Source organism: Nocardioides ultimimeridianus (assembly GCF_054777895.1).
Map to the genome: position 1 here is coordinate 136,490 of NZ_BAAHAB010000010.1, position 23,686 is coordinate 160,175.

Consider the following 23,686-nt stretch of genomic DNA (forward strand, 5'->3'; position numbering starts at 1 on the left):
TCAGACTCCTGCCACGTAGATCGAGCGCATGACCTCGGCCGGGGTGGTGATCCCGTCAGTGACCAAGCGGGCGCCCTGCTCCTGAAGGGTGCGCATGCCCTGGCTGCGCGCCAGCTTGCGCATGTCGTCCTGGGGCGCGCGCTCCACGATCAACTCCCGTACTTCATCGCTGACGGTCAACAGCTCGTAGACGCCGACCCGGTCCAGGTAGCCAGTGTGCGCACAGAAATGGCAACCGGCGCCATGCACGAATCCGAGGGCTGGCTCCTGGGCGCCCAGGCTCTGTAGGAAGCCCAGCTCGTCGGCGGTCGGGTGGTAGCGCTCCAGGCAGTTCGTGCAGCTGCGCCGGACCAGACGCTGGGCGACCACCGCGCTCACCGAGGACGCCACGAGGAAGGCCTCGATGCCCATGTCCAGAAGGCGGTAGAGCGCCGAGACAGACTCCGTGGCGTGCAGCGACGACAGGACCATGTGTCCGGTGAGCGCCGACTGGACGGCGATCCGGGCGGTGTCGACATCACGGATCTCACCGACCAGGATCACGTCCGGGTCCTGGCGCAGGATGGACTTGAGGCCGCCGGCGAAGGTGATGCCGGCCTGCTCGTTGATCTGGATCTGGTTGATCGAGTCGAAGGTGTACTCGACCGGGTCCTCGATCGTCATGATGTTGCGGTCGACGGTGTCGAGCTCGCCGAGGGACGCGTACAGCGTGGTGGTCTTGCCACCGCCGGTCGGCCCTGCGCAGATGATCATCCCGTAGGGCTGGTGGATCAGCTTCCGGTAGCGGTCGGCCGTATCCGAGGGCATGCCGAGCTGGGCCAGCTGGAACAGCGGTCGGCTCTTGTCCAACAGCCGCATCACGACCTTCTCGCCACCCACCACGGCCGTCGTGGCGACCCGGATGTCCACCTCGCGGCCCTCGATGGCCATGGAGATCTGGCCGTCCTGCGGTCGGCGTCGCTCGACGATGTTCATCCCGCCGAGAATCTTCACCCGGCTCACGATCGCGGGTCCGATGGAGCCCGGGAGATCGAGGACGTCGGAAAGCGCACCGTCAATGCGGTAGCGGATCCGGACCCGATCACCGGACGGCTCGACGTGGATGTCGGAGGCGCGGTCGCGCAGGCCCTGGGTGATGATCTTCTGCACCACCTGGACGACCGGGGCATCCTCGTTGACCTGGGCGGTCTCGAGCTGGCTCGCCTCCCGGCGCAGGACGTCGCGGGCCTCGAATGCCTGGAGGTGGGTGCCCACCTCGGCAGTCGCGCGGTACTCCGAGTCGAGGATGCGGTCCAGCGACCGATGCGTGGCAACCGCCGGACGCACCGTGCGTCCGATCGCCGCCGCGATGTCCGCCACGTGCTCAGGGGACGGGTCGACCACCGCGACGATGACCTCGTCGTCGGTCGCCGACATGGGCAGTGCCCGCAAGGCGAGGGCGCGGTCGCGCGGGAGCAGCGCGACCGCGGCCGGATCGGGGTCGCTGGTGCGGAAGTCGACCAGGCTGCAGCCGTGCGCCGCGGCAAGCGTCGCGGCCAGGTCCTCATCGCTGATCGTTCCGGCAGCGATCAGCTTCTCGGCGAGGGTGCCGACGCCCGGGCCGTTGCGCACGGCGTCCAACTGGTACGGCTCGAGCTTGCGTGCGGCGACCAGAGCCCGCGCGAGCCTGTCGTCGGCGTCGGCCCGCGACTCGTCGGCCGGCGCTTCCTCGCGGTGGCGTCCCTTGAACCTCATCGTGTCACCTCGCTGCGACGGGCGCTGCGAATCGCGGTCGGACGTCGATGTCCTTCGGGTACAGGCTGCGAGCGGACGCGTCTTCGTAGGTGATGACCTCCTGCTGCACGAGCTGCGAGAGCGTCTGCTCGAGAGTGACCATGCCGTCCTGCGCGCCGGTGACCACCGAGTTGCGCAGCTGGTGGGTCTTGCCCTCCTTAATCAGGTTGCGCACCGCCGGCGTGGCGGTCAGCACCTCATAGGCGGCCACCATGCCGCCCCCGATCCGCGGGATCAGCCGCTGGTACACGACGCAGCTCAGCGCAGCAGCGAGCTGGACCCGGATCTGCGCCTGCTGCTCGGCGGGGAACACGTCGATCATCCGGCCGATGGACTGGGCGGTGTCGTTGGTGTGCAACGTGGCGAAGACGAGGTGGCCGGTCTCAGCGACGGTGAGGGCGAACTGGATCGACTCCAGGTCGCGCATCTCACCGACCAGCAGGACGTCGGGGTCCTCACGGAGGACCGACCGGAGCGCCTTATTGAAGGATCCGGTGTCGGTGCCGACCTCGCGCTGGTTGACGGCGGACATCTTGTGATCGTGGACGTACTCGATCGGGTCCTCGATGGTGATGATGTGCGCGCCACGATTGGTGTTGATGTGGTCGATGAGCGACGCAAGCGTCGTCGACTTTCCGGAGCCGGTCGGGCCGGTCATCAGGATCAGGCCCTGGTGGCGCAGCGACAGCTCGCGGAGAGCGGCGGGGAGCCCGAGCTGGTCCGGGCTCGGGATGACGCGGGGGATCATCCGCAGCGCGACGGCTGTGAGGCCGCGCTGGGTGAAGGCATTGCCACGGATGCGGGCGTGCTCGTGCCAGGAGAAGGAGAAGTCGTACTCGTGCGCCTCCTCCCAGTGGCTCGCCTGCTCAGGGGTGAGGACCTGGCCCAGCAGGCCCTCGGTGTCGTCGCCTGTGAGCACGCGCGCGTCCGCGACCGGACGGAGCTCGCCGTCCACCCGGATCATCGGCGGCAGACCGGCGGTCAGCAGCAGGTCGGTGCCCTTGGCCTGCCAGAGCACGTCGAGCAGGTGGTCGACGTCGGCACCGATCTGGTGCAGATGCGCGTGCATGAGGCCCCCTCAAACAGACGAAACGATCTTGGTACGGCCAAGGAGGGCCGCCGTGAGCCGACGGCCCTCCCGGAGGTCGAGCTGGATCAGCAGGTGATCCCGTCGACGGCCGCAACCGTGCTGGCCGGCGTCAGCGGGTTGGCGGAACCCGCCTCCGAAGGGGTGTCGCCGTTGTGGAAGTACGGAGCCAAGGCGCTGAGCGCGGTACCGGCGGTCGTCGCGCTGCCGTGGCCATCGGCGACGTACGCCTCGTACGCGGTGTCGACCTCGGCGACGACCGACTGGCACGCGGCGGTCTCGCTCTTGGGAACGATCTTGGAGACCGAGAACACGACGATCGCGGCGAGCACGCCGAGGATCACGATGACGATCAGGAGCTCGATGAGGGTGAAGCCGGCGTCAGCGGAACGACGGCGCTGGTTCTGAAGAGCACGAAGCATTTGGGATTCCCCCTGGGAGGTGTTTGGAAGGACGGTGCTTCCCGAGATTTCAAGGGGAACACTGACAGCGACGATCGGGCCGCGTAGCAGAATCCTGATTTCTTTACAATGCTGGATTTTTCGGTATTTGAGGACGTTTGGTGCTTAGCGCCGGCGCTTGCACATCCAACGAAAACGCCCCCGCGTGGAGGGGCCTTGGACCTTGCATCCAAGTGCAAGATCCGGGCGCTGCGACGGCGGAATGGGGGACGTTGCCACGCGGTGTTCGGCGGGGTTTCGATACGCCCTTCGCTCGTTCCTCGCTCCGGGCTACTCAACCACCGACGGGGCGGCTCGGGCTACTCGACGAGCGACGAGGCGTCACTCCATGGTGGCGATGATCGCCGCGAGGTCCTCGGGGGTCGTCAGCGGGTTGACGATGGCGAAGCGGGTGCAGGTCTGGCCGTGGTGCTTGGTCGGGGTGACGAAGGCGAACTGGTCGTCCAGCAGGCGCTTGCTCCACGCGGCGTAGTCGGCGTCGCTCCAGCCGGTGCGCTGGAAGATGAGGACCGAGAGGTCCGGCTCGACGAGCAGCCGCAGGTGCGGGGCCTGCTCGATCAGGTCCCGGCCCGCGCGGGTCACCTCGAGGGTGCGCTCCACCGCGGCGGCGTACGCATCGGTGCCGTTGACGGCGAGCGAGAACCAGAACGGCAGACCGCGGCCGCGGCGGGTGAGCTGGATCGCGAAGTCGCTCGGGTTCCACTCCCCCTCGACCGTCACCGGGTCCAGGTAGCCCGCGCGCTGGGTGTGGGCGGCGCGCGCCAGGACGGGGTCGCGGTAGAGCAGCGCGCAACAGTCGTACGGCGCGAACAGCCACTTGTGCGGGTCGACGATGAACGAGTCGGCACGCTCGACACCCGCATAGAGGTGCCGCACCGAGGGGGCGGCCAGCCCGGCACCGCCGTACGCGCCGTCGACGTGGAACCACCAACCGTGCTCCTCGGCGACGTCCGCGAGACCCGCGAGGTCGTCGACCACACCGAGGTTGGTCGTCCCGGCCGTGCCGACGATCGCGAAGACGGCGTCGAGCTCGGCCTTCGTGGCACCCGCCACCCAGGCCCGTACGACGTCGCCGGTCAGCCGGCCGCGACGGTCACCCGGCAGGAGCACGACGTCGACGTCCATCACCGACTCCAGCGCGTGCTTCACCGACGAGTGCGTCTCGTCGGTCAGCAGCACCGCCCACCGCGGCGGGCGCGAGCCGCGCTTGTGCTGGGCCGCCGAGCGGGCCGCCACCAGCGCCGACAGGTTGCCGATCGTGCCGCCCTGGACGAACACTCCCCCGGCCTCGGCCGGCAGCCCGACCAGGTCCGCGACCCAGCGCAGCGCCTGGTTCTCGGCGAACACGGTGCCGGAGCCCTCGAGCCAGGAGCCGGCGTACACCGAGGAGGCGCCGACGAGCATGTCGAAGGCCGCCGCCGCCTTGCTGGGCGCGCCAGGGATGAAGGACAGGTAGCGCGGGTGGTCCACCGACAGGCAGGCCGGGCCGAGCGTCTGCTCCCACAGCCGCGCCGCCTCGCCGCCCATGCCGCGGGGCGTGATCGTCTGCCCGACCTCGCTGAGCAGGTCCTCGGGCGTGCGCGTGACGTCCAGCGGGGCGGCCATCTCCAGCCGCTCGTGGGACATCCGCATCAGCTCACGGACCAGCGCCTCGACGGCGTCGTCGTACACATGCACGCGCCCGACTCTAGGTGGCTGCGGTGAACCGACCACGCTCACGACCACCCGAAACCCTCTCGGATCCGAGACTCCGCCTTTCATGGTGCCTTCACCCGCGGCTCCCTACGGTCGACGCATGTCGGATCTGACCGTGCTGTGGGGCCCCACCCAGGAGGGCTGGTTCCGCGACGTCAACCGGTTCGCGATCCACACCGCCTGGCTGCACGGCCCGGCCCGCCTCTTCGCGCAGTACGGCGTCGCCGTGTTCGCCGCGCTGCTGCTGGTGTCCTGGCTGCTGGCCCGCCGCGACGGCGACCCGCGTCACGTGGCCGCGGCCCTCTGGGCGCCGTTCGGCGTACTGGTGGCGGTCGGGCTCAACCAGCCGATCTCGCGCTCGGTCGCCGAGACCCGGCCGTACACGGTCTTCCCGCACGCGCTGACGCTCGTCGCGCGCTCCACCGACTTCTCCTTCCCCAGCGACCACTCGGTGATGGCCGGAGCCGCCGCCGTCGGCGTGCTCCTCGCGAACCGCCGCCTCGGGCTGATCACCGCGGCCCTCGCGGCCCTCATGGCCCTCACCCGCGTGTACGTCGGCGCGCACTGGCCGCTCGACGTCGTCGCCGGTCTCGCGATCGGTGCCGGCTTCGCGCTGGCGTCGTACGCCGTCGTGCGACCGCTCCTCGTCCGCATCGTCGAGCGGCTCGGTCAGAGCCCGCTGCGGGTGCTCGTGCGCTGAACCGATCAGTGGTCGGTGGCGAGCACCGCGGCCGAGCCGAGGGCGAAGACGGCCGAGGTCGCGGCAGCCATCAACCGGGTGCGAGCCGGCAGGTCACGGCTGGTCAGGGCGACCACGGCGTCGAGGCCGTTCATTGCCACCATGGCCGCGGTGAAGCTCCGGCGCGCGCCGGGGGTGCTGGTCAGCGCCAGTGCGCCGAGAGCCGCGTTCCTACTGGACCAAAGCCGGCTCATGAACGTGAAGGTCTCGGACTCGGACTGCATGCCGTAGACGGCGGTCAGAGCCTTGGGCGCAGCGACACCGAACGCGCCGTAAGCAGCCGCTGCGGTCCCGAGCGTGGTGATGAGGTCGGACTTCATGGCGTTCTCCAGGATGGTGGTGAGGAATGGGTGTTCAGACAACTCCCGGGGGCGGCGGCCCCCATAGTCCGCCGCCGCCGGGACGTCTCGTCCCGATCGTCGAGGTCGGGGGACTACAGCTTCGTCAACAGCTGGCTGACCTTGGCCTGCGCCGACATGTTGCCGACCTTGTCGAAGGCGTGGGCCTGGATGAGGAGGGTGCCCTTGCGGAGACCGGCGATCTTCGGCGCCTTCCACGCGCCCGTCGAGGACACCTTGGGGAACGCGGGCCAGACGTCGGTGGTCGTCAGCGTCTTCTGCAGGTCGGCGAAGCCCTTGGACCACTTGCGGGTCGAGTAGTCGTAGCCGTACCAGATCCCGGCGCGGCGCTCGAGCACGACCACGATGACCATCCCGACGCCGCTGCCCGTGTCGTGGGCGGTGCCGTGCACGACCTGCCACGCGCTGACGTGCGGTCGCATCGCCAGTGCCGGCTTGGAGATGTGGATCGTCGGCTTCGTCGAGTCGGAGGTGACGGTGATCGTCGGCAGCGCGATGACCGCGGGGTTGCCCGCCTCATCCGTCAGCCGCACCATCGGGTGATAGGTGCCGGCCGCGTGGTAGTCGAGCTCGTGGGTCGCCGTCGCACCCCACGCCACGTAGCCGGAGCCGTCGCCCGGATCGATCTCCTGGGTGATGTTCGCGGCGGTCGACGTGTCATCGCTGACCGCCGTCCTCGTCACGTTGATCGCCACGGCGCTGACGGCGGCGCCGACGTAGCCGTGCGTGTGGTCGACCACGTAGGTGCCGGTCGGAGGAGTGGTGTCAGCAGCCAGGGCCGGGGATGCGACTCCTACGGCAAGGGCGGCCGCGGCCGCCGTCGTGAGGGCGCGACGAAGCATGGACATGTGGGCTCCAGAAGGCTCGTTGGATCGTGGATGTCCCGAGGAGGAGGCCGACCGGTCGTGGGGATCGGACGACACCGGACGCCGAGCCGACCCGTGGTCCGAGATTAGAACGGCGGGAGCGGGACGCGCATGCGTGTGCACACTCAAAACCCGGCCGGGCTAGACAGCTCGACTCACGTCTCCGGGGCCAGCATGAGGAGCTCCAAACGGGAGGAGACGCCGAGCTTCTGGTACGCCGATCGGATCTGGTTCTCGACCGTCCGCTTCGACACCACCAGCGTCGTGGCGATCTGTCCGTTGCTCAATCCCTGGCGCGCGAAGGCGACGACGCGCCGCTCGGCCGGAGTGAGCGTGGCCCAACGATCCACGGGTCCGGCGCGGTCCGCCGGTGCCTCACCCGTCACGAACGTCGCGATCTCGTCGATGGCGGCATCGACGTACGGCCCGAGCCAGGCGAAGTGGTTGTTGCCGGGGTACTCGACGTACCGCGCGTCCCTCAGGCGGGCCGCCAGCGCACGGCCGTTCGACGCATGGATGACACGGTCCCCTCGGTCGTGGATGACCAGCGCCGGGCAGCCGATCTCGGGCAGCCGGGCGCTGACGTCCAGCATCGCGACCATCTCCACCAGCTGGCGGAACATGGCCGGGCTTGCCGCCGAACGCTGGTAGCGGGGCGCCCACGCCTGGAACTGCGCGTCGCTCGCCATGCAGGGTGCGAATTCGGCGATGACGCGGCCGTCCCCGGCGCCCCAGGATTCGATCATGGCCTCCCAGAACCGGATGCGGTCGGGGACGGTGTGCGCCGGAGGAAGGCCGTCCTCGAACTCACCGAGGACCGGGCCGTTGAACCAGTCACCTGCGCCGGTCGCGACGAGGATCAGGCCCGCGACCCGCTCCGGGTGCTCGGCAGCGAACAGCAGCGACATCGGGCCGCCCTCGGAGAGACCCATGAGGAAGGCGCGCTCGATCCCGGCGGCATCCATCACGGCGAGGATGTCCTCCATGCGCTGGTCGACTCCGACCGGGTCCCTGACCGGGTCAGACAAGCCGGTCCCCCGCTTGTCGAACTGCACGAGCCGGGCGAACGCCCCGAAGCGACGCAGGGGACGGGAGAACGCACGCTGCTCCCACATCACCTCGATGTTCTGCGCCAGGGGCGGGATGGCCAGGATCGTCGCCTCGCCCGATCCCCACTCCTGCCAGGCGATCGACAGGTCGCCGGAGCGCGCATAGCGGACCTGCGGAGGATCGAGTCGGTCCAATTTGCCTGGGGTCAACATCGTGCGTTCCGCTTCGAGCTCGGTTGTGCGGGGGTCGACCCCATGGTCGCACCCGAGACCGGCGCTGAGCGGCGGATTCGGCCGATCTCCCAGCGGTGCCATGACCGTCAGCGTTACTCGAACCTCCGCTCGGGTACCGCGCTCCTGTGAGCCGAATTCCCCTGGTGGTGGCGGTGCTCTCGGTCGGGATCCTCCTCACCGCCTGCGAGCCGAACAGCCCCGAACGCCCCGAGTGGCGCGACGACGCCTACTACGCGGTGTCGGGTACCTCGTCCGCGGTCGCCACGGCGACCCTCGTCGTCCAGCAGCTGACCGACGGCCGCCTGCAGCGGAACTACGCGCGAGCCGCCCTCATCGCCGCCGAGGACGACGCCGGCAAGCAGTCGAGCTCCTTCAGCGCGATGCAGCCCGCGCCCGTCGACACCGCCCGCTACCACGAGGTCACGTCCGTGCTCTCCGACGCCGGGGACGTGCTCGCCGACGTCCGGATCGCGGTCGTGCGCGACCACAGCGCGTCCTACCCGTCGCTCCTGAAGCAGCTCGCCCAGCAGACCAAGGCGCTGGACAAGGTCGAGAGCGATCTCGGCGGACTGCGGGGCAAGCCGTGAAGAAGTACCTGCAGGTCGCGCTCGGCATCCTCACCGCCATCGGCGGCTTCGTCGACATCGGGGACCTCGTCACCAACGCCCAGGTGGGCGCGCGGTTCGGGCTCTCCCTGGTCTGGGCGACCCTGCTCGGCACCGTCGGCATCTGTGTGTTCGCGGAGATGTCCGGCCGCGTCGCCGCCGTCAGCGGCCGGGCGACCTTCGACCTGGTCCGCGAACGCCTCGGGCCGCGCTTCGGGCTCACCAACCTGGTCGCCTCGATGCTCGTCACCTTCCTGACGTTCATCGCCGAGATCGGCGGTGTCGCCCTGTCGTTGGAGCTGGTCGCGTCAGTGCAGGAGGTGCTCATCGCGCCGCTGATCGCGCTGCTGGTGTGGCTGGTGCTGTGGCGGGCGAAGTTCAACATCATCGAGAACGCCTTCGGCCTGATGGGGCTGGCGCTCATCGTCTTCGCGGTCGCGCTCTGGCAGCTCGGCCCGGACTGGGGCGGCCTGGTCCACCAGGCGGCGACGCTCGCCAAGCCGCACGACGAGCTGTGGTCGACGTACGCCTACTACGCGGTGGCGCTGTTCGGCGCGGCGATGACGCCGTACGAGGTGTTCTTCTTCTCCAGCGGCGGCGTCGAGGAGCGCTGGACCGACGAGGACATCGGCGTCATGCGGGCCAACGTGTTCATCGGCTTCCCCCTCGGTGCGCTGCTGTCGGTGTCGATCGCGGGCGTCGCCTGGGTGCTGCTCGGACCGCTCGGCGTCAGCGTCGACGACCTCGGTCAGGTCGGACTCCCGATCGCGGTGGCCCTGGGCAAGATCGGCGTGGCCGTCGCGATCGTCGGGTTCGTGGCCGCCACGTTCGGCGCCGCGTGCGAGACCGGGCTGAGCGTGGGCTACAGCATCAGTCAGTACATCGGCGCCCAGTGGGGCAAGTACGTCCGGCCGCCGCAGGCGATGTTCTTCCACGTCGTCGTCGCCCTGGCGACCCTGGTCGCTGCGGGAGTCCTCGTCACCGGCGTCGACCCGATCATGGTCACCGAGCTGTCGGTGGTGTTCTCGGCGGTCGCGCTGCCGCTGACCTACTTCCCGATCCTGGTCGTCGCCAACGACCCCGACTACATGGGCGAGCACACCAACGGCCGGGTCGCGAACGGCCTCGGCGTCGTCACCCTGGTGTTCGTCCTGATCGCGGCCGTCGCGGCGATCCCGCTGCTGATCTGGACGGGGATGGGCCGATGACCGCCATCGAGAACCGCCTCGCCGACTCCTTCGACGCCGTCCTGCACCTGCTGGACCGCCAGATCGTCGACGCCGACGGCAAGATGGCCGGCAACGTCGACGACCTCGAGCTGGCCGACCTCGGCGAGGGCATCGAGATCACCGCCCTGCTGACCGGAGCGAGCGCCTTCCTGCACCGGATCGGCGGCCGGGTGGGCGAGCGCCTGGTGCGGGGGTACGGCGAGCTCCAGCCCGCCGAGCCGAACCGCACCCGGCCCTGGCGGATCCCCCTGGACAAGGTGCAGTACGTCGACAGCGCAGTCCACCTCGGCGTCGACCGCGACGGGGTACTCGAGCTCGGGCCGGAGCGGCTCCGGCTCGGCGACCTCGCCGGCATGCGGATGACCGGCGAGCGCGGGAAGGTCATCGACGCGCGCTTCGAGCCCGTCGACGGGCGGTTCCTGCTGCGCGCGCTCGTCGTCGGTCGCGGCGGACCCGGGTCGTACCTCGGCTACGAGCGCCGCGACGACCAGGGCCCGTGGGTCGTCGCGAAGCTGATCCGCGCCTGGCACCGGCACACCCGGGTGATCGACGTCAGCGAGGTCAGCATCGACTGGTCCGCAGGTGAGGTGAACCCACGACAGGAGAACAGATGAGACTCCCCCGACCCCGCGGCGCGCTGAGCGAGGGGCTCGTCTCCCTGGTGGGCACCGGCTCCGGCCGGGCCACGCCTCCGCCGGACCTGGCCGAGAGCGACGACGACCGGCACCTGTCGCTGTGGATGCTGCACGAGCTGCACTACCGCGGCTTCGACGAGGTCGATCCCCGGCTGGAGTGGGATCCCGAGCTGATCCGGCTGCGCAACGCGCTCGAGGACGACCTCGAGCACTGGCTGCGCGAGCTCACCGCGACCGAGGTGAAGGACGCCACCGCGGCCTCCGAGGACCTGGTCGCGCAGCTCGAGCACCTCACCCGCGACCAGCCGGGCGCGCTCGCGACGTACCTCCAGCGCGAGGCGGACGAGGAGCAGTTCCGCGACTACCTCGTCCAGCGCAGCGTCTACACGCTCAAGGAGTCCGATCCGCACGCGTGGGCGCTGCCGCGGCTGGGCGGGCGGGCCAAGGTGGCGCTGGCCGAGCTCGTGTACGACGAGTACGGCGGCGGCGTACCCGAGCGCCTGCACAGCCGTCTGTACGCCGAGGCACTCGACGCGGCCGGCCTCGACCCGTCGTACGGCGCCTACATCGACCGCACCTCGTGGCAGGTCCTCGCGCACAACAACGCGATGTCGATGTTCGGGCTGCACCGGCGGCTGCGGGGCGCCGCGATGGGACACCTGGCCGCGTTCGAGATGACGAGCTCGCTGCCGAGCCGGCGCTACGTCCAGGCGGCCGAGCGACTCGGCTGCGACGCGCGGGTGGTCCGCTACTTCGACGAGCACGTCGAGGCGGACGCGGTGCACGAGCAGCTGGCCGCGCGCGACATCTGCGGTGCGCTGGTCGCGGAGGAGCCGCGCCTGCGCGACGACGTACTCCTCGGGGCCGCGGCCTGCGTGGCGCTCGACGGACTGGCCGCCGATCAGCTCCTCGACTCCTGGGGTGCGCGATGAGCAGGCCGGTGCAGGTGGTGCCGGTCGCCGGCGGCCCGGTCCTGGTCCGGGGAGCGAGCGAGGTGCTCGACGAGGAGGGCCGGACACACGCCGTGGAGCGGCCGGTCGTGGCGCTGTGCGCGTGCGACCTGAGCCAGCGCAAGCCCTGGTGCGACGGCACCCACAAGGTCGCGCCCGGCCACGGCACAACCCGCACTTCCGCGGACGCCCCAGAATGATGATTCGGTCAACCGAGGGCAGGCATCGCCCCTAGAGTCGGCGCGACGGGCCACCGCTCCCCACAGCATCGCGAGCCCGTACCACCCGCGAAGCATCCTCGCGGGGCTCTCCACCGTGGTCCTCGGGGTCTACGCCGAACCCGAGGAACCTCCATGTCCTTGTACGCACCTCCGCGCCGGACCCGGCGCCTCGTCTCCGCGGTCGCCGTCAGCGTCCTGGGCGTCGGCGCCCTCGCCGCCGGCACGTCCGCGGCCCACGCCGCGCCGACCGGCACGAACGCCGTCACCGCCACCGTGACCCCGACCAGCGTCATCGGCGGCTCGACCACCGAGTTCGACCTGCACATCGCCGCCGGCGACCTCACGGGCAACGCCGCGTCGCTGATCAAGGTCGCCGTCCCCGCGGGGTTCGACAACGTCAACGTCGTGCCCGGCAGCTTCCACTACTCCGCCCCGTCGTTCGGTCAGCCGTGGTCGCAGACCGTCGAGAGCCCGAACACGGTGGTGTTCTCCACGCCGAACGCGTCGCACGGCCTGGTCGACAGCGACTGGCTCGACGTCCACGTCACCGCGCACGCCAGCGGCGCCGGAGCCCAGACCTGGACCACGACCGCGTTCAAGGGCACCGCGAGCAGCAGCAACGCCGAGCCCGTCCTCGCGTCCCCCGTGGTCACGATCACCGGCGGCACCCAGGTGCTCACCTTCGGCGCCCTCGACGACAAGACCTTCGGTGACCCCGACTTCGGCCTCGGCGCCACGTCCACGAGCAGCGCGAACCCGATCACCTACACCGCCTCGGGCGACTGCCACATCGTGAGCGGCACCCAGGTCCACCTCGACCACGCCGGCTCCTGCACCGTCACCGCCCACCAGGCAGCAGGCAACGGCTACACCGCCGCCACCGACGTCGCCCAGTCCTTCTCCATCGCGAAGGCCGCCCAGACGATCACCTTCGCGGCGCCCTCCGACAAGACCTACGGCGACGGCAGCTTCGACGTCAGCGCCACGTCCGACTCGGGACTCGCGGTGACATTCGCCGCGGGCGGCAACTGCACGATGACCGGCTCCACCGTCCAGCTGACCGGCGCCGGCTCGTGCACCATCACCGCGAGCCAGGCCGGCAACGGCGACTACGACGCCGCCACCGACGTCGTACACACCTTCGCCATCAACAAGGCCGGCGCCACGCTCGACGTCTCCGACCTCGAGCAGACCTACGACGGCAACGCTCACGCCATCACGACGTCCACGACCCCGGACGGGCTGACGGTCGAGGTGACCTACAGCCAGAACGGCACCGACGTCGCCGCTCCGACCAACGCGGGCACCTACGACTTCACCGCCACGGTGGTCGACGCGAACTACTCCGGCTCGGTCACCGGCCAGCTCACCATCGACCGCCTGCTCGTGCACGGTGCGTTCACCGCCGCGGACAAGGCGTACGACGGCACGACCGACGCCGCCATCACCGACGAGTCCCTGACCGACGCGGTGCCCGGTGACGACGTGGACCTCACGGGCGGCTCCGCCGCGTTCGCCACCAAGGACGCCGGGACCCAGGACGTCACGCTCACCGGTGCCGGGCTGTCCGGCTCCGCGGCCGACAACTACACGCTCTCCGACGACGCCATCACCACGACCGCCACGATCAACCCGCGGCTCGTGACGGCGGTCCTGTACGCCGGCGACAAGGAGTACGACGGCACCACCGACGCCACCGACGTCAGCGTGCACCTGACCGACGGCGACGTCGTCTCCCCCGACACGGTGGGCGTGGCCATCACCTCCGCCTCGTTCGACGGGACCGACGTGGGCGCTCACACGGTCACGGCCACGGTCCACCTGACCGACAACGCGCTCGGCGACTACACCCTCGGCGCCGGCACCTCGGTCAGCCACGACGCGAGCATCTACCAGCGGATGACGAGCGGCTCCTTCACCGTGGACAACAAGGTGTACGACCGCACCACCACCGCGACCGTCCACTCGACGGCGCTCACCAACGTCGTCAACCACGAGGACGTCAGCCTGGTCGTCGACCCGGTCGCGTTCATCGACCGGAACGTGGGAACCGCCAAGATCGTGAACGGCACGTTCAGCCTGACCGGTGCACGGGCGCCGCAGTACGTCCTCGCCCCGACCTTCGGCACGACCACGGCCAACATCTCCGCGAAGGACGTCACCGCCAGCATCACCGCGGACAACAAGGTCTGGGACGGCACCACCACGGCCGTCATCCACCCGACCCTGGGCGGCGTCATCAGCGGCGACGTCGTGAACGTCACCGGCACCGGCACGTTCAGCAGCTCGAGCGTGGGCACCTGGACGGTCACCTCGACCAACCTCGCCATCAGCGGCACCGACGCCGGCAACTACCACCTGACGAACACCACGGCGACGGCCACCGCGAAGATCACCGCGGCGTACGTCGGCACCGGCTTCTACCAGCCGGTCGACATGAACGGGGTGTTCAACAAGATCAAGGGTGGTCAGACCGTCCCGCTGAAGTTCAACGAGGCGGACGCCAACGGGGTCAACCAGACCACGCTGTCGATCTTTGCGGCGAACGCGTTCAGCGTCAGCACCGTGGCGTGCAACACCAGCGCCCCGGTCGACGCGGTCGAGATGACCACGACCGGCAGCACCTCGCTGCGCTACGACACCACGGGCGGCCAGTACATCCAGAACTGGAAGACCCCGACCACGGTCGGCTGCTACTCCGTCAAGGTCACCACGGTCGACGGCAGCACGATCGGCCCGGCGTACTTCCAGGTCACGAAGTAGCCACCAGCACCACCTCGTCGGCCCCCGCCCGGATCGCTCCGGGCGGGGGCCGACTGCTGTCCTCGGATCCGCTGGATCACGCGATTCTCGTGACAACGGCCGGGACGGCGCGGCATGCTCTTCCTGACCGGCCAGGTGACCCGAGACGCCTGGCCGGTCTCTTGCTTTTTCGCAGCCCTCCGCGACCTCGTCAGGTACGCGTCGCCCATCGCTCAGGGAGCCGATCCGGCCGCCGATGGGACCGGACGAGACAGCAGGCACGGGCGCCATGCGAAGGGCGGCACGACGGTGGACGTTGCGACACTGCGCATCGCATTCGCGATGCTCGCGGCCGTCCTCGTCGTGCTCTTCTACGCGGCGGCCTACCGCCCGACCCGGGCCCCGTTCTCGGGATGGTGGACCCTCGCGCTCACCCTGTTCCTGTGCAGCGCCGTGGCCTTCCTCGGCAACGGGACGCACGGGCAGGCGGTCCTCAACCCGCTCGGCAGCGGGCTGGCCGTGGCGGGGGCGGAGGCGGCCTGGTGCGGCGCGCGGTCCCTGCACACGCGCCCACTGCCGCGGCGCCTGCTCCTGGTCGGACCTGCGCTCGCCGTCATCGCCGGCGCCCTCGACGACCCGGCCCACAACACCTGGGCCGGCGGGCTGACCTTCCTGGTGCTGATGAGCGCGGGCTTCGCCGGGGCCAGCCTGGAGATGCGCGCGGCCGCACGCTCGCTGACCGAGCGGACCACCGACCGCCGCGAGACCGATGGACAGGGCCTGCTCGTCCTCGTCGCGGCCCTCCGCTACGCCTCCGGGCTGCTGGCGGTCTACTACGCGGCCCGCGCGGCGGCGTACCTCTGGGTGGGGCCGTTCAGCCACACCTTCACCACGTACTTCGGCGCCGGACCCACGACGCTGCTGCTGATCATCCAGCTGGCCACCGTGTCGTTCAGCATGTCCTCGCTGAGCACGCTGCAGCAGCTGGCCGACCTGCGGCAGCGCGCCCTCTACGACCAGCTGACCGGCCTCATGCGGGCCCAGGAGTTCCGTCGGTACGCCGCCGCAGCCCTGCCGCACCTGGCCCGCCAGGGCGAGGTGACCGTCGCGGCGATGGTCGACTTCGACCACTTCAAGGACGTCAACGACCAGCTCGGGCACCGCGCCGGCGACGACGTACTGCGTGCGCTCGGCCACGCCGCGCAGGCCACCGTCGGGCGCGCCGGCATCTGCGGCCGGCTCGGCGGAGACGAGTTCGCGCTGCTCTTCCCGGCGGCCTCCGTCGACGACGCCGAGCGGCAGCTGGACGCGATGGTCGAGGCGTTCGAGCGCTCGGTGCACCTGTCCGACGGCCGGATCCCGACCTTCAGCATCGGCATCGCCCCCGCCACCGACGACACCTCCATCGCCACCCTGCTCGACCGCGCCGACCAGGCCCTGTACCGGGCCAAGCGATCGGGTCGCAACTGCGCCGTGCGCGGCTGACGCGACCTGATCCTGTCCGCGCGGCCCGCTAGGGTTGCCGGCATTGCCAGCGGCCGCGCCCCCGAAGCCGGCTCCAGGAGGCCGTTCGATGATCCGCTTCAGTCATGTCACCAAGAGCTACCCGGATGGGACCGTCGCCGTCGACGACCTGACGATGGAGGCGCCCGCCGGGCAGATCACCGTCTTCGTCGGGCCCTCGGGGTGCGGCAAGACGACGAGCCTGCGGATGATCAACCGGATGGTCGAGCCGACCTCGGGCAGCATCGAGATCGGCGGCATCGACGCGGAGACCCTCGCCACGCACGAGCTGCGCCGCCGGATCGGCTACGTCATCCAGCACGCCGGGCTGTTCCCGCACCGCACGATCATCGACAACGTGGCGACGGTGCCCTACCTGCTCGGCCAGGGCAGGCGCGAGGCACGCGCCCACGCCGCCGAGCTGCTCGAGCGGGTCGGCCTGCCGAGCCACTTCGCGAAGCGCTACCCGGCGCAGCTCTCGGGCGGGCAGCAGCAGCGCGTCGGCGTCGCCCGCGCGCTGGCCGCCGACCCGCCGGTCCTGCTGATGGACGAGCCCTTCTCCGCCGTCGACCCGGTGGTGCGCGAGCAGCTCCAGGACGAGCTCCTCGCCCTGCAGGCGGACCTGGGCAAGACGATCGCGTTCGTCACCCACGACATCGACGAGGCGATCAAGCTCGGTGACCAGATCGCGGTCATGCAGCACGGCGGACGGCTCGCGCAGCTCGCGACGCCGGCCGAGCTGCTCGCCCGTCCGGCCGACGCCTTCGTGGCGGGGTTCGTCGGCCGCGACCGCGGCTATCGCGCGCTCGGCTTCACCGACGGTGCCGTGCTGCCGACGCAGGACGAGCCGACGGTCCTCCACGGTGCTGCCCTCCCTCCCGCCAGCGCCGCAGCCGCCTCCGGACGCGACGGGGCCTGGATCCTCGTCGTCGACGACGCCGGCGCTCCCCTGGGCTGGGTCGACCTGTCCGCCGGCGACCAGGGCGACCAGGGCGACGCGGAGGACGGCCGGATCAACCGCAGCGGCACCACCGTCGTCCAGGGCAGCTCCCTGCGCGCCGCGCTCGACGCCTGCCTGTCCTCGCCCTCCGGGCGCGGCGTCGTGGTCGACGACGACGGACGCCTGCTCGGTACGACGGGCCTCGGCGACGTGATCTCCCTGATCGAGCAGCGCGAGGCGCCCGCGTCATGACCGTGCTCGCGGCCAGCTCGTCGCCCTGGGCCTTCGTCGCCTACTTCCACGACCACATGTCCGAGGATCTGGGCTGGCTGTGGGCGCACACCTGGCTGTCCGTCGTACCGGTGCTGGCCGGGCTCGTCCTGTCGCTGCCGCTGGGGTGGCTGGCGCGGCGCTACAAGATCCTCTACCCGCCGCTGATGACGGTGACCGGGCTGCTCTACACGATCCCGTCGATCGCGCTGTTCGTGCTGGTCCCGCCTGCCCTCGGCCTCGATCCGCTGAGCCCGCTGCAGGTGCCCATCGCGCTGACCGTCTACTCGGTCGCGCTGCTGGTCCGGGTCGTCGCCGACGGCCTGGCCGCCGTGCCCGAGGACACCCTGCAGGCCGCCACCGCGCTCGGGTTCACCCGGTGGGGCCGGCTGTTCAAGGTCGAGCTGCCCATCGCCGTCCCGGTCATCAGCGCCGGCGTGCGCGTGGCCGTCGTCGCCAACGTCAGCATCGTCGCCATCGCCGGCACGATCGGGATGGCGAACCTCGGCGCGCTGTTCGACCAGGGCTTCAAGCTGTCCACGAACCAGCCCTACTACCCGCCGATCGTGCTCGGCATCGTGCTGTGCGTGCTGCTCGCGCTCGTCCTCGACCTCGCCGTCGTCCTGCTCGAGCGGCTGCTGACGCCGTGGCGGAAGGCGGTGCAGCGATGATCAACGACACGTTCGGCTGGCTGACCGACCCGGCCCACTGGTCCGACACCCGCTTCGACACCGGCATCTGGACCCAGATCCAGGCCCACCTGCTCTTCTCGGCGATGGCACTCGGCATCGCCCTGGTCATCGCGCTCCCGCTGGGCCTCGTCATCGGCCACACCGGCCGCGCCACCTCGCTGGTGACGATCGTGAACACCGTCCGCGCGCTGCCGACCGTGGGCATCCTGGTGCTGCTGGTCGTGATCATCGCCCCGCACTTCTACGGGCGCACCGACGCCGGCTACCTGATCCCGACCGAGGCCGTGCTGGTCCTGCTGGCGGTCCCGCCGATCCTGGCCAACACGTTCGCCGGGATCCAGAACGTCGACCCGAGTGTCCGTGACGCCGCCTACGGTATGGGCATGACCGGCCGCCAGGTGCTCACCAGGGTCGAGCTCCCCAGCAGCCTGCCGCTGATCTTCTCCGGGCTCCGCTCGGCCACCCTGCAGGTGATCGCCACGACGACCATCGCGTCGTACGTGACGCTCGGCGGGCTCGGCCGGTTCATCTACGACGGTCTCGCCCAGCAGGACTACCCGCAGATGATCGGCGGCGCCGTACTCGTCGCCGCACTCGCCCTTCTCGTCGACCTGCTGCTCGCCGTGGTGCAGAGGTACGCCGTCTCCCGTGGCATCACCCGTAGGTTCTCGACCAGGACACGCCAGGCCCATCTCCCAGGACCCGTCGAAGGAGCAACATCATGAAGAAGCAGATCATCGCCACCGGACTCGCCCTCCTCACCGGGCTCACGCTGGCGGGCTGCGGCAGCAACAACACCGCAGCCGACAACACCGGCGGGACGGTCGCGTCGAACCTGATCTTCGGCGGCCCCGCGGAGTTCAAGACGCGCGCGACCGGCCTGCCGGGCCTGAAGGACAAGTACGGCGTCGAGTTCGGCAAGTTCACCGTGACCGACACCGGCGGCCCGGTGACCGTCAACGCGCTGCTGCACGGCCAGATCGACGCCGCCGACCTGTTCACCACCGACCCGTCGATCGCCGCGAACCACTTCGTGATCCTCCAGGACCCCAAGAGCGTCTTCGCGGCCCAGAACATCGTGCCGATCATCAACGCCAAGCTCGCCACCCCCGGCGTCACGTCCACGCTCGAGGCGATCTCGTCCAAGCTGACGACCGCGGGGCTCACCGAGCTGGTCGGCAAGGTGCAGAACGACAAGGAGGACCCGGCCGACGTGGCGTCCGCGTGGCTCAGCGAGAACGGTCTGGCGGGCAAGGGCACGGCGGCGGCCGGCACCAGCCTCACGGTCGGCTCCGCGAACTTCCCCGAGAACGTCGTCCTCGCCGAGATCTACGCCGAGGCGCTCACCGACCAGGGCGCGCAGATCAGCACCAAGCTCAACATCGGCAGCCGGGAGAAGTACTTCCCGGCCCTGGAGTCCGGCTCGCTGGACCTCTTCGCCGAGTACACCGGCACCGCCCTCACCTACCTGGACCCGAAGGCCACCGCCTCCGCCCCGGCCGACGTCTACGCGGCGCTGCAGAAGGCACTTCCCGCGAGCCTGAAGGCGCTGAAGTACTCCGAGGCCCAGGACAGCGACGCCGTGGTCGTCACCCAGGCCACCGCCGACAAGTACCACCTGACCTCGATCGCCGACCTGGCGAAGGCGGCGAGCTAGTCCCTGGTCGACGGATCGGGGCCGTCCGGCCCCGATCCGTCAGAGCCGCGGGTCGACCGGCTCCGACTCCAGCGCCAGTACGGCGAACACGGCCTGGTGCACCTTCCACAGCGGCTCGTGCTCGACGAACGCGGTGAGCGCCTCGATGCCGAGACCGTGCTCGCGCTGGGCGAGCTGGCGCTTCTTGCCCAGCGACCGGTTCCGGAGTACGTCGAGGGAGTCGGTGTAGTCGGGCCCGTAGATGATCCGCAGGTACTCGCGGCCGCGCACCTTGATGCCGGGCTGGACCCGGCCCTCGGTCAGGTGCGCGGGCTTGACGACCATGCCCTCTCCCCCGCCCGCGGTGAGGTCCAGCCACCACTGCGTGGCCGCCTCCCGCTCGCCGGGCGAGGAGAGGTCGACGAATCGGTGCCGGGTCGGGGTGATCAGCTCGCCCTGCAGCCTGGCGAGCTCCGCGAGGTGCCACTCGTGAGACTCGGTGAGTGCGAGTGCCCGGCCCTCCGCCGCGAGGATCTGGAAGGGCGCGAGCGTGACGCCCTCGAGGCCGTCGGTGGGCCGGACGTAGGCCGCGTAGGCGTCGCGGAACGCACCCGCGTTCGCGAGTCGGCGCCGGGACCTGTCCGCGAGGGCGGAGACGTCGAGTCCGCGGTCCTGCGCCTGCGCCAGCACGTCGAGGACCTCCGGCAGCGCGCCGCGCGCGGCGGCCCCCACTGACGCGTACTGGGCCTTGATCAGGTCGATGGCCTTGGCCGACCACGGCAGCAGCTCGCAGTCCAGCGCGACCCAGTCGCTGTCGAGCGACTCGAGGAGCGGCCGGGCCGCGACGCGGAGCCGGTCGACCAGCTCGGTCGTGTCGTCGAAGAACGGCCGGCCGGTCCGCGTGTAGACGACACCGGTGCTGCCATCGCCGACACCGAAGCGGCGCTCGGCCGTCTCGGCGTCCTTGGCGATGACGGCGACGGCCCGCGAGCCCATGTGCTTCTCCTCGCACACCACGCGGGTGACTCCCCAGCCGGCGTACTCCTCGAAGGCCTGCTCGGGGTGCTCCAGGTAGCCCTCGATCCTCGAGGTCGCGACCGGCGACATCGTCGGCGGCAGGTAGATCAGCCAGCGCGGGTCGACGGCGAAGCGGCTCATGATCTCCAGCGCGGCGGCGGCGTTCTCCTCGGGGATCTTGACCTTGCCGGCGTGCGTGGTCTCGAGCCAGCGCGTGCCGGCGACGTCGTCGATGCGCAGGACCGTCGCCTCGCGGGCGGAGGTCGAGGGGGCGAGCGGCCGCACCGGCTCGTACCACTGCTGCTCGGCAGGTACGGCGACGATCTCCCGCTCGGGATAGCGCAGCGCCGTCAGCTCGCCGCCGAACACGACCCCGGTGTCGAGGCAGATGGTGTTGTTGATCCACTCCGCCTTCGGGACCGGCGTGTGCCCGTAGACGACCATCGCCTGCCCGCGGTAGTCCTGTGCCCACGGGTAGCGGACCGGCAGCCCGTACTCGTCGGTCTCGCCGGTGGTGTCGCCGTACAGGGCGAAGGCGCGCACCCGGCCCGAGGACCGGCCGTGGTACGACTCCTTGAGTCCGGCGTGGGCCACGACCAGCCGGCCGTCGTCGAGGACGTAGTGGCTGATCAGCCCGTCCATGAACGCGAGCGCCCGCGCGACGAAGTCCTCGGAGCCGGCCTGCAGCTGGGCGAGCGACTCGGCCAGACCGTGCGACACCGTCACCTTCGAGCCCTTGAGCGCCCGCACGAGCTTGGCCTCGTGGTTGCCGGACACGCACAGGGCGGTGCCCGCGGCGACCATGCCCATGACCAGGCGCAGCACCCCGGGGGTGTCCGGACCGCGGTCGACCAGGTCCCCGACGAAGACGGCCTGGCGACCCTCGGGATGCGTCGCCCCGACGGCATCCGCGCCGTCGTACTCGATCCGCCAGCCGAGGCGGGTCAGCAGCGTGCGGAGCTCGGAGGCGCAGCCGTGGACGTCGCCGATGATGTCGAAGGGACCGTGGACCTCCCGCCGGTCGTTCCAGGGCCGCTCGCGGACGATCTCGGCGCCCTCGACCTCGTCGGTGCCGTGCAGCACGTGGACCCGGCGGAACCCCTCCTTGGCGAGGCGCCGGACGGACCGCTTGAGGTCGCGGTGCTGCCGGGCCACGACATGCCGGCCGAAGTCGCGGTCGGGCCGCAGCCGGTTGCGCTCGATCGCGACGTCCTCGGGTACGTCGATCACGATGGCGTCGACGAGGACGTCGTGGCTCCGGGCCAGCGCGATCAGCGAGGCGCGGGCTGTCTGCTGCACGTTGGTGGCGTCGACGACGGTGAGGAGCCCGCGGCGCAGGCGAGTCCCGACGATGTAGTGCAGGACGTCGAAGGCGTCCGGGGTGGCGGACTGGTCGTTCTCGTCGTCGGCCACCAGGCCGCGGCAGAAGTCGCTGGAGATCACCTCGGTGGGCTTGAAGTGCGTGCGCGCGAAGGTGGACTTGCCGCTTCCGGACACACCGACGAGGACGACCAGGCCCATCGCCGGGACGGTGATCCGCCGCTGCGCGGTGTCAGTCATCGGTGCTCTCCTTCCGGGTGAAGATCGCCATCTGGGTGGGGGTGCCGAGGGTCTCGTCGCGCTCGCCGATGCCACGGCGCTCGACGGTGTAGCCGTACGTCGCCGCGACGCGGTCCGACCACGCGGCGAACTCCTCGCGGGACCACTCGAAGCGGTGGTCCGGGTGCCGCATCCCGACCAGGCCGTCGTAGAGCACGTTGTACTCGCCGTTGGGGGTGGTCACGACGACCGCGCCCGGCTTCGCCGCCCCGAAGACGACGCGCTCGAGGGCGCCGAGCCGCGGCGGGTCCACGTGCTCGACGACCTCCATCAGCACGGCGGCGTCGAAGCCGGCGTACCGCTCGTCCTCGTAGGTGAGCGCGCCCTGGAACAGCTGGACGCGCTCGGCCTGCCGCTCGCCCATCCGGTCCAGGTGCAGCCGCCGGGCGGCGTGCTGGAGCGAGCGGGTCGAGACGTCGCTGCCGGCGACGCGCGCGAACCCCGGTGTCCTGACCAGCCGGTCGAGGAACTGGCCGGGGCCGCAGCCCAGGTCGATGACCGAGCGCGCGCCGAGGTCGAGCAGCACCTGGTGCACGGCCTCGTGCCGCTGGGTGTTGAGCGGCACCCGCTTCGCCGCGGGCTGCAGGACCTCCTCGTCCTCGGCCGGCTCGATGGCCTCCTCGACCTCGTCGCCGAGCTCGGCCAGCCGGGAGAGCGCCACGCGCGTGAGCGCGGCGCGACGACCCAGGTAGCGGCGGGTGATCAGGCCCGCGTCCGGGTGGCCGGCGAGCCACCCCTCCCCCGAGCGGAGGAGCTTGTCGACCTCGTCCGGCCCCTGCCAGTAGTGCTTGGACTCGTCGAGCACCGGCAGCAGCACGTGCAGCTGGTTGAGGGCGTCGGCGAGCCGGACGGTGCCCGTCAGGCGGAGCCGGACGTAGCGGGAGTCGCCCCACTCCGCGAACGCCTCGTCCAGCGGGATCGGCTCGGCCTCGACGGTCCAGCCCAGGGGCGCGAAGAGCCGGTGGGCGATGTCGCTCCCGCCCCGGCACGGCAGCACCGGGATGGCGATCTCCAGCGGGATGGCGGAGTCGGCGAGCTCCTGGCGCGCGTTGCAGCGACCGCTGCGTGCGGTGCTGAAGACGTCGGCCATGGCGACGCCGAGCAGCGACGAGGCGGCGTACGAGCGGTCGTTGACGTACTGCCCTAGGCTGAAGTCGGGAGCGTTCTTGCCCCGCGACCGGGCGAGCCGGACGGGGTCCACGTCGAGCATCAGCGCGACGGTGCAGCGCTCCTCACCGGCCTCCGGGTAGAAGACGGTGACCGTGCCGAACGACTGGGTGAACTCCTGCACGCGGTCGGGGTGCTTGTGCAGCAGGTAGCCGAGGTCGGTCGCCGGCTGGTGGGTGGTCGTCACGGTCAGCAGCACAGCGCCATCCTGTCTGAC

General features: G+C 70.7%; 21 protein-coding genes. 12 read left to right on the forward strand and 9 right to left on the reverse strand.

All coding sequences use genetic code 11. The annotated features are described in order from the left end of the window. From ACYU8V_RS11295 to ACYU8V_RS11310, 4 genes are all read right to left on the reverse strand, one after another. A complete protein-coding gene (locus ACYU8V_RS11295; protein WP_460847418.1) occupies positions 1–1,734 on the reverse strand; it encodes a GspE/PulE family protein in 1,734 nt (577 codons plus the stop codon). A gap of 4 nt (positions 1,735–1,738) precedes the next feature. After that, on the reverse strand, positions 1,739–2,842 hold the full coding sequence (locus ACYU8V_RS11300) for a type IV pilus twitching motility protein PilT (RefSeq protein WP_460847419.1): 1,104 nt from the start codon (positions 2,840–2,842) through the stop codon (positions 1,739–1,741). An 86-nt stretch (positions 2,843–2,928) separates the two neighbouring features. Continuing rightward, positions 2,929–3,282, reverse strand: coding sequence for a type II secretion system protein (locus ACYU8V_RS11305; protein ID WP_460847421.1), 354 nt, complete (start codon positions 3,280–3,282; stop codon positions 2,929–2,931). Positions 3,283–3,642: 360 nt separating this feature from the next. Continuing rightward, the gene (locus tag ACYU8V_RS11310; protein ID WP_460847422.1) at positions 3,643–4,998 is read right to left on the reverse strand and encodes a pyridoxal phosphate-dependent decarboxylase family protein; all 1,356 of its coding nucleotides are present in this window, start codon (positions 4,996–4,998) and stop codon (positions 3,643–3,645) included. A 118-nt stretch (positions 4,999–5,116) separates the two neighbouring features. On the opposite strand from ACYU8V_RS11310, the gene ACYU8V_RS11315 reads away from it, so the two are divergent. After that, positions 5,117–5,716, forward strand: a complete 600-nt coding sequence (locus ACYU8V_RS11315; protein WP_460847423.1) for a phosphatase PAP2 family protein — start codon at positions 5,117–5,119, stop codon at positions 5,714–5,716. A 5-nt stretch (positions 5,717–5,721) separates the two neighbouring features. On the opposite strand, the gene ACYU8V_RS11320 is transcribed toward ACYU8V_RS11315, so the two are convergent. The 3 genes from ACYU8V_RS11320 to ACYU8V_RS11330 form a co-directional block, all read right to left on the reverse strand. Continuing rightward, positions 5,722–6,075, reverse strand: coding sequence for a hypothetical protein (locus ACYU8V_RS11320; protein WP_460847424.1), 354 nt, complete (start codon positions 6,073–6,075; stop codon positions 5,722–5,724). 113 nt (positions 6,076–6,188) lie between these two features. Beyond that, positions 6,189–6,962: a hypothetical protein gene (locus tag ACYU8V_RS11325; protein ID WP_460847425.1), complete on the reverse strand. Its 774-nt coding sequence runs from the start codon at positions 6,960–6,962 to the stop codon at positions 6,189–6,191. A 173-nt stretch (positions 6,963–7,135) separates the two neighbouring features. Continuing rightward, positions 7,136–8,344: an alpha/beta fold hydrolase gene (locus ACYU8V_RS11330; protein WP_460847426.1), complete on the reverse strand. Its 1,209-nt coding sequence runs from the start codon at positions 8,342–8,344 to the stop codon at positions 7,136–7,138. 44 nt (positions 8,345–8,388) lie between these two features. On the opposite strand from ACYU8V_RS11330, the gene ACYU8V_RS11335 reads away from it, so the two are divergent. The 11 genes from ACYU8V_RS11335 to ACYU8V_RS11385 all read left to right on the forward strand — a co-directional run bounded on the left by ACYU8V_RS11335 (position 8,389) and on the right by ACYU8V_RS11385 (position 19,707). After that, positions 8,389–8,850 carry a hypothetical protein gene (locus tag ACYU8V_RS11335; RefSeq protein ID WP_460847428.1) on the forward strand — a complete coding sequence of 154 codons (462 nt, stop codon included), beginning with the start codon at positions 8,389–8,391 and terminating at the stop codon, positions 8,848–8,850. After that, positions 8,847–10,076, forward strand: coding sequence for an NRAMP family divalent metal transporter (locus tag ACYU8V_RS11340; protein ID WP_460847430.1), 1,230 nt, complete (start codon positions 8,847–8,849; stop codon positions 10,074–10,076). Before ACYU8V_RS11335 ends, ACYU8V_RS11340 begins: the two co-directional genes overlap by 4 nt. Further along, positions 10,073–10,711 carry a hypothetical protein gene (locus ACYU8V_RS11345; RefSeq protein WP_460847431.1) on the forward strand — a complete coding sequence of 213 codons (639 nt, stop codon included), beginning with the start codon at positions 10,073–10,075 and terminating at the stop codon, positions 10,709–10,711. The genes ACYU8V_RS11340 and ACYU8V_RS11345 overlap by 4 nt, the downstream gene beginning before the upstream one ends. Beyond that, entirely contained in the window at positions 10,708–11,664 is a 957-nt protein-coding gene (locus ACYU8V_RS11350) for an iron-containing redox enzyme family protein (RefSeq protein WP_460847433.1), read from the forward strand. Before ACYU8V_RS11345 ends, ACYU8V_RS11350 begins: the two co-directional genes overlap by 4 nt. After that, positions 11,661–11,882, forward strand: coding sequence for a CDGSH iron-sulfur domain-containing protein (locus ACYU8V_RS11355; RefSeq protein WP_460847435.1), 222 nt, complete (start codon positions 11,661–11,663; stop codon positions 11,880–11,882). Before ACYU8V_RS11350 ends, ACYU8V_RS11355 begins: the two co-directional genes overlap by 4 nt. A gap of 153 nt (positions 11,883–12,035) precedes the next feature. Further along, positions 12,036–14,666: a YDG domain-containing protein gene (locus ACYU8V_RS11360; RefSeq protein WP_460847437.1), complete on the forward strand. Its 2,631-nt coding sequence runs from the start codon at positions 12,036–12,038 to the stop codon at positions 14,664–14,666. A 288-nt stretch (positions 14,667–14,954) separates the two neighbouring features. Then, the gene (locus ACYU8V_RS11365; protein ID WP_460847438.1) at positions 14,955–16,130 is read left to right on the forward strand and encodes a GGDEF domain-containing protein; all 1,176 of its coding nucleotides are present in this window, start codon (positions 14,955–14,957) and stop codon (positions 16,128–16,130) included. Between the two features lie 88 nt (positions 16,131–16,218). Continuing rightward, the gene (locus ACYU8V_RS11370) at positions 16,219–17,340 is read left to right on the forward strand and encodes an ABC transporter ATP-binding protein (RefSeq protein WP_460847439.1); all 1,122 of its coding nucleotides are present in this window, start codon (positions 16,219–16,221) and stop codon (positions 17,338–17,340) included. Continuing rightward, positions 17,337–18,029, forward strand: coding sequence for an ABC transporter permease (locus ACYU8V_RS11375; RefSeq protein WP_460847440.1), 693 nt, complete (start codon positions 17,337–17,339; stop codon positions 18,027–18,029). Before ACYU8V_RS11370 ends, ACYU8V_RS11375 begins: the two co-directional genes overlap by 4 nt. Continuing rightward, positions 18,026–18,775: an ABC transporter permease gene (locus ACYU8V_RS11380; protein ID WP_460847442.1), complete on the forward strand. Its 750-nt coding sequence runs from the start codon at positions 18,026–18,028 to the stop codon at positions 18,773–18,775. The genes ACYU8V_RS11375 and ACYU8V_RS11380 overlap by 4 nt, the downstream gene beginning before the upstream one ends. After that, positions 18,772–19,707 (forward strand): glycine betaine ABC transporter substrate-binding protein, encoded by a 936-nt coding sequence (locus ACYU8V_RS11385; RefSeq protein WP_460847445.1) that lies wholly within the window; start codon positions 18,772–18,774, stop codon positions 19,705–19,707. The genes ACYU8V_RS11380 and ACYU8V_RS11385 overlap by 4 nt, the downstream gene beginning before the upstream one ends. A gap of 39 nt (positions 19,708–19,746) precedes the next feature. Here the strand turns inward: ACYU8V_RS11385 and ACYU8V_RS11390 are convergent, their stop codons facing one another. Together ACYU8V_RS11390 and ACYU8V_RS11395 are read right to left on the reverse strand one after the other, a co-directional pair. Further along, positions 19,747–22,263 (reverse strand): polynucleotide kinase-phosphatase, encoded by a 2,517-nt coding sequence (locus ACYU8V_RS11390; RefSeq protein ID WP_460847446.1) that lies wholly within the window; start codon positions 22,261–22,263, stop codon positions 19,747–19,749. Further along, positions 22,256–23,668: a 3' terminal RNA ribose 2'-O-methyltransferase Hen1 gene (locus tag ACYU8V_RS11395; protein ID WP_460847447.1), complete on the reverse strand. Its 1,413-nt coding sequence runs from the start codon at positions 23,666–23,668 to the stop codon at positions 22,256–22,258. Before ACYU8V_RS11395 ends, ACYU8V_RS11390 begins: the two co-directional genes overlap by 8 nt. Positions 23,669–23,686: the final 18 nt, after the last annotated feature.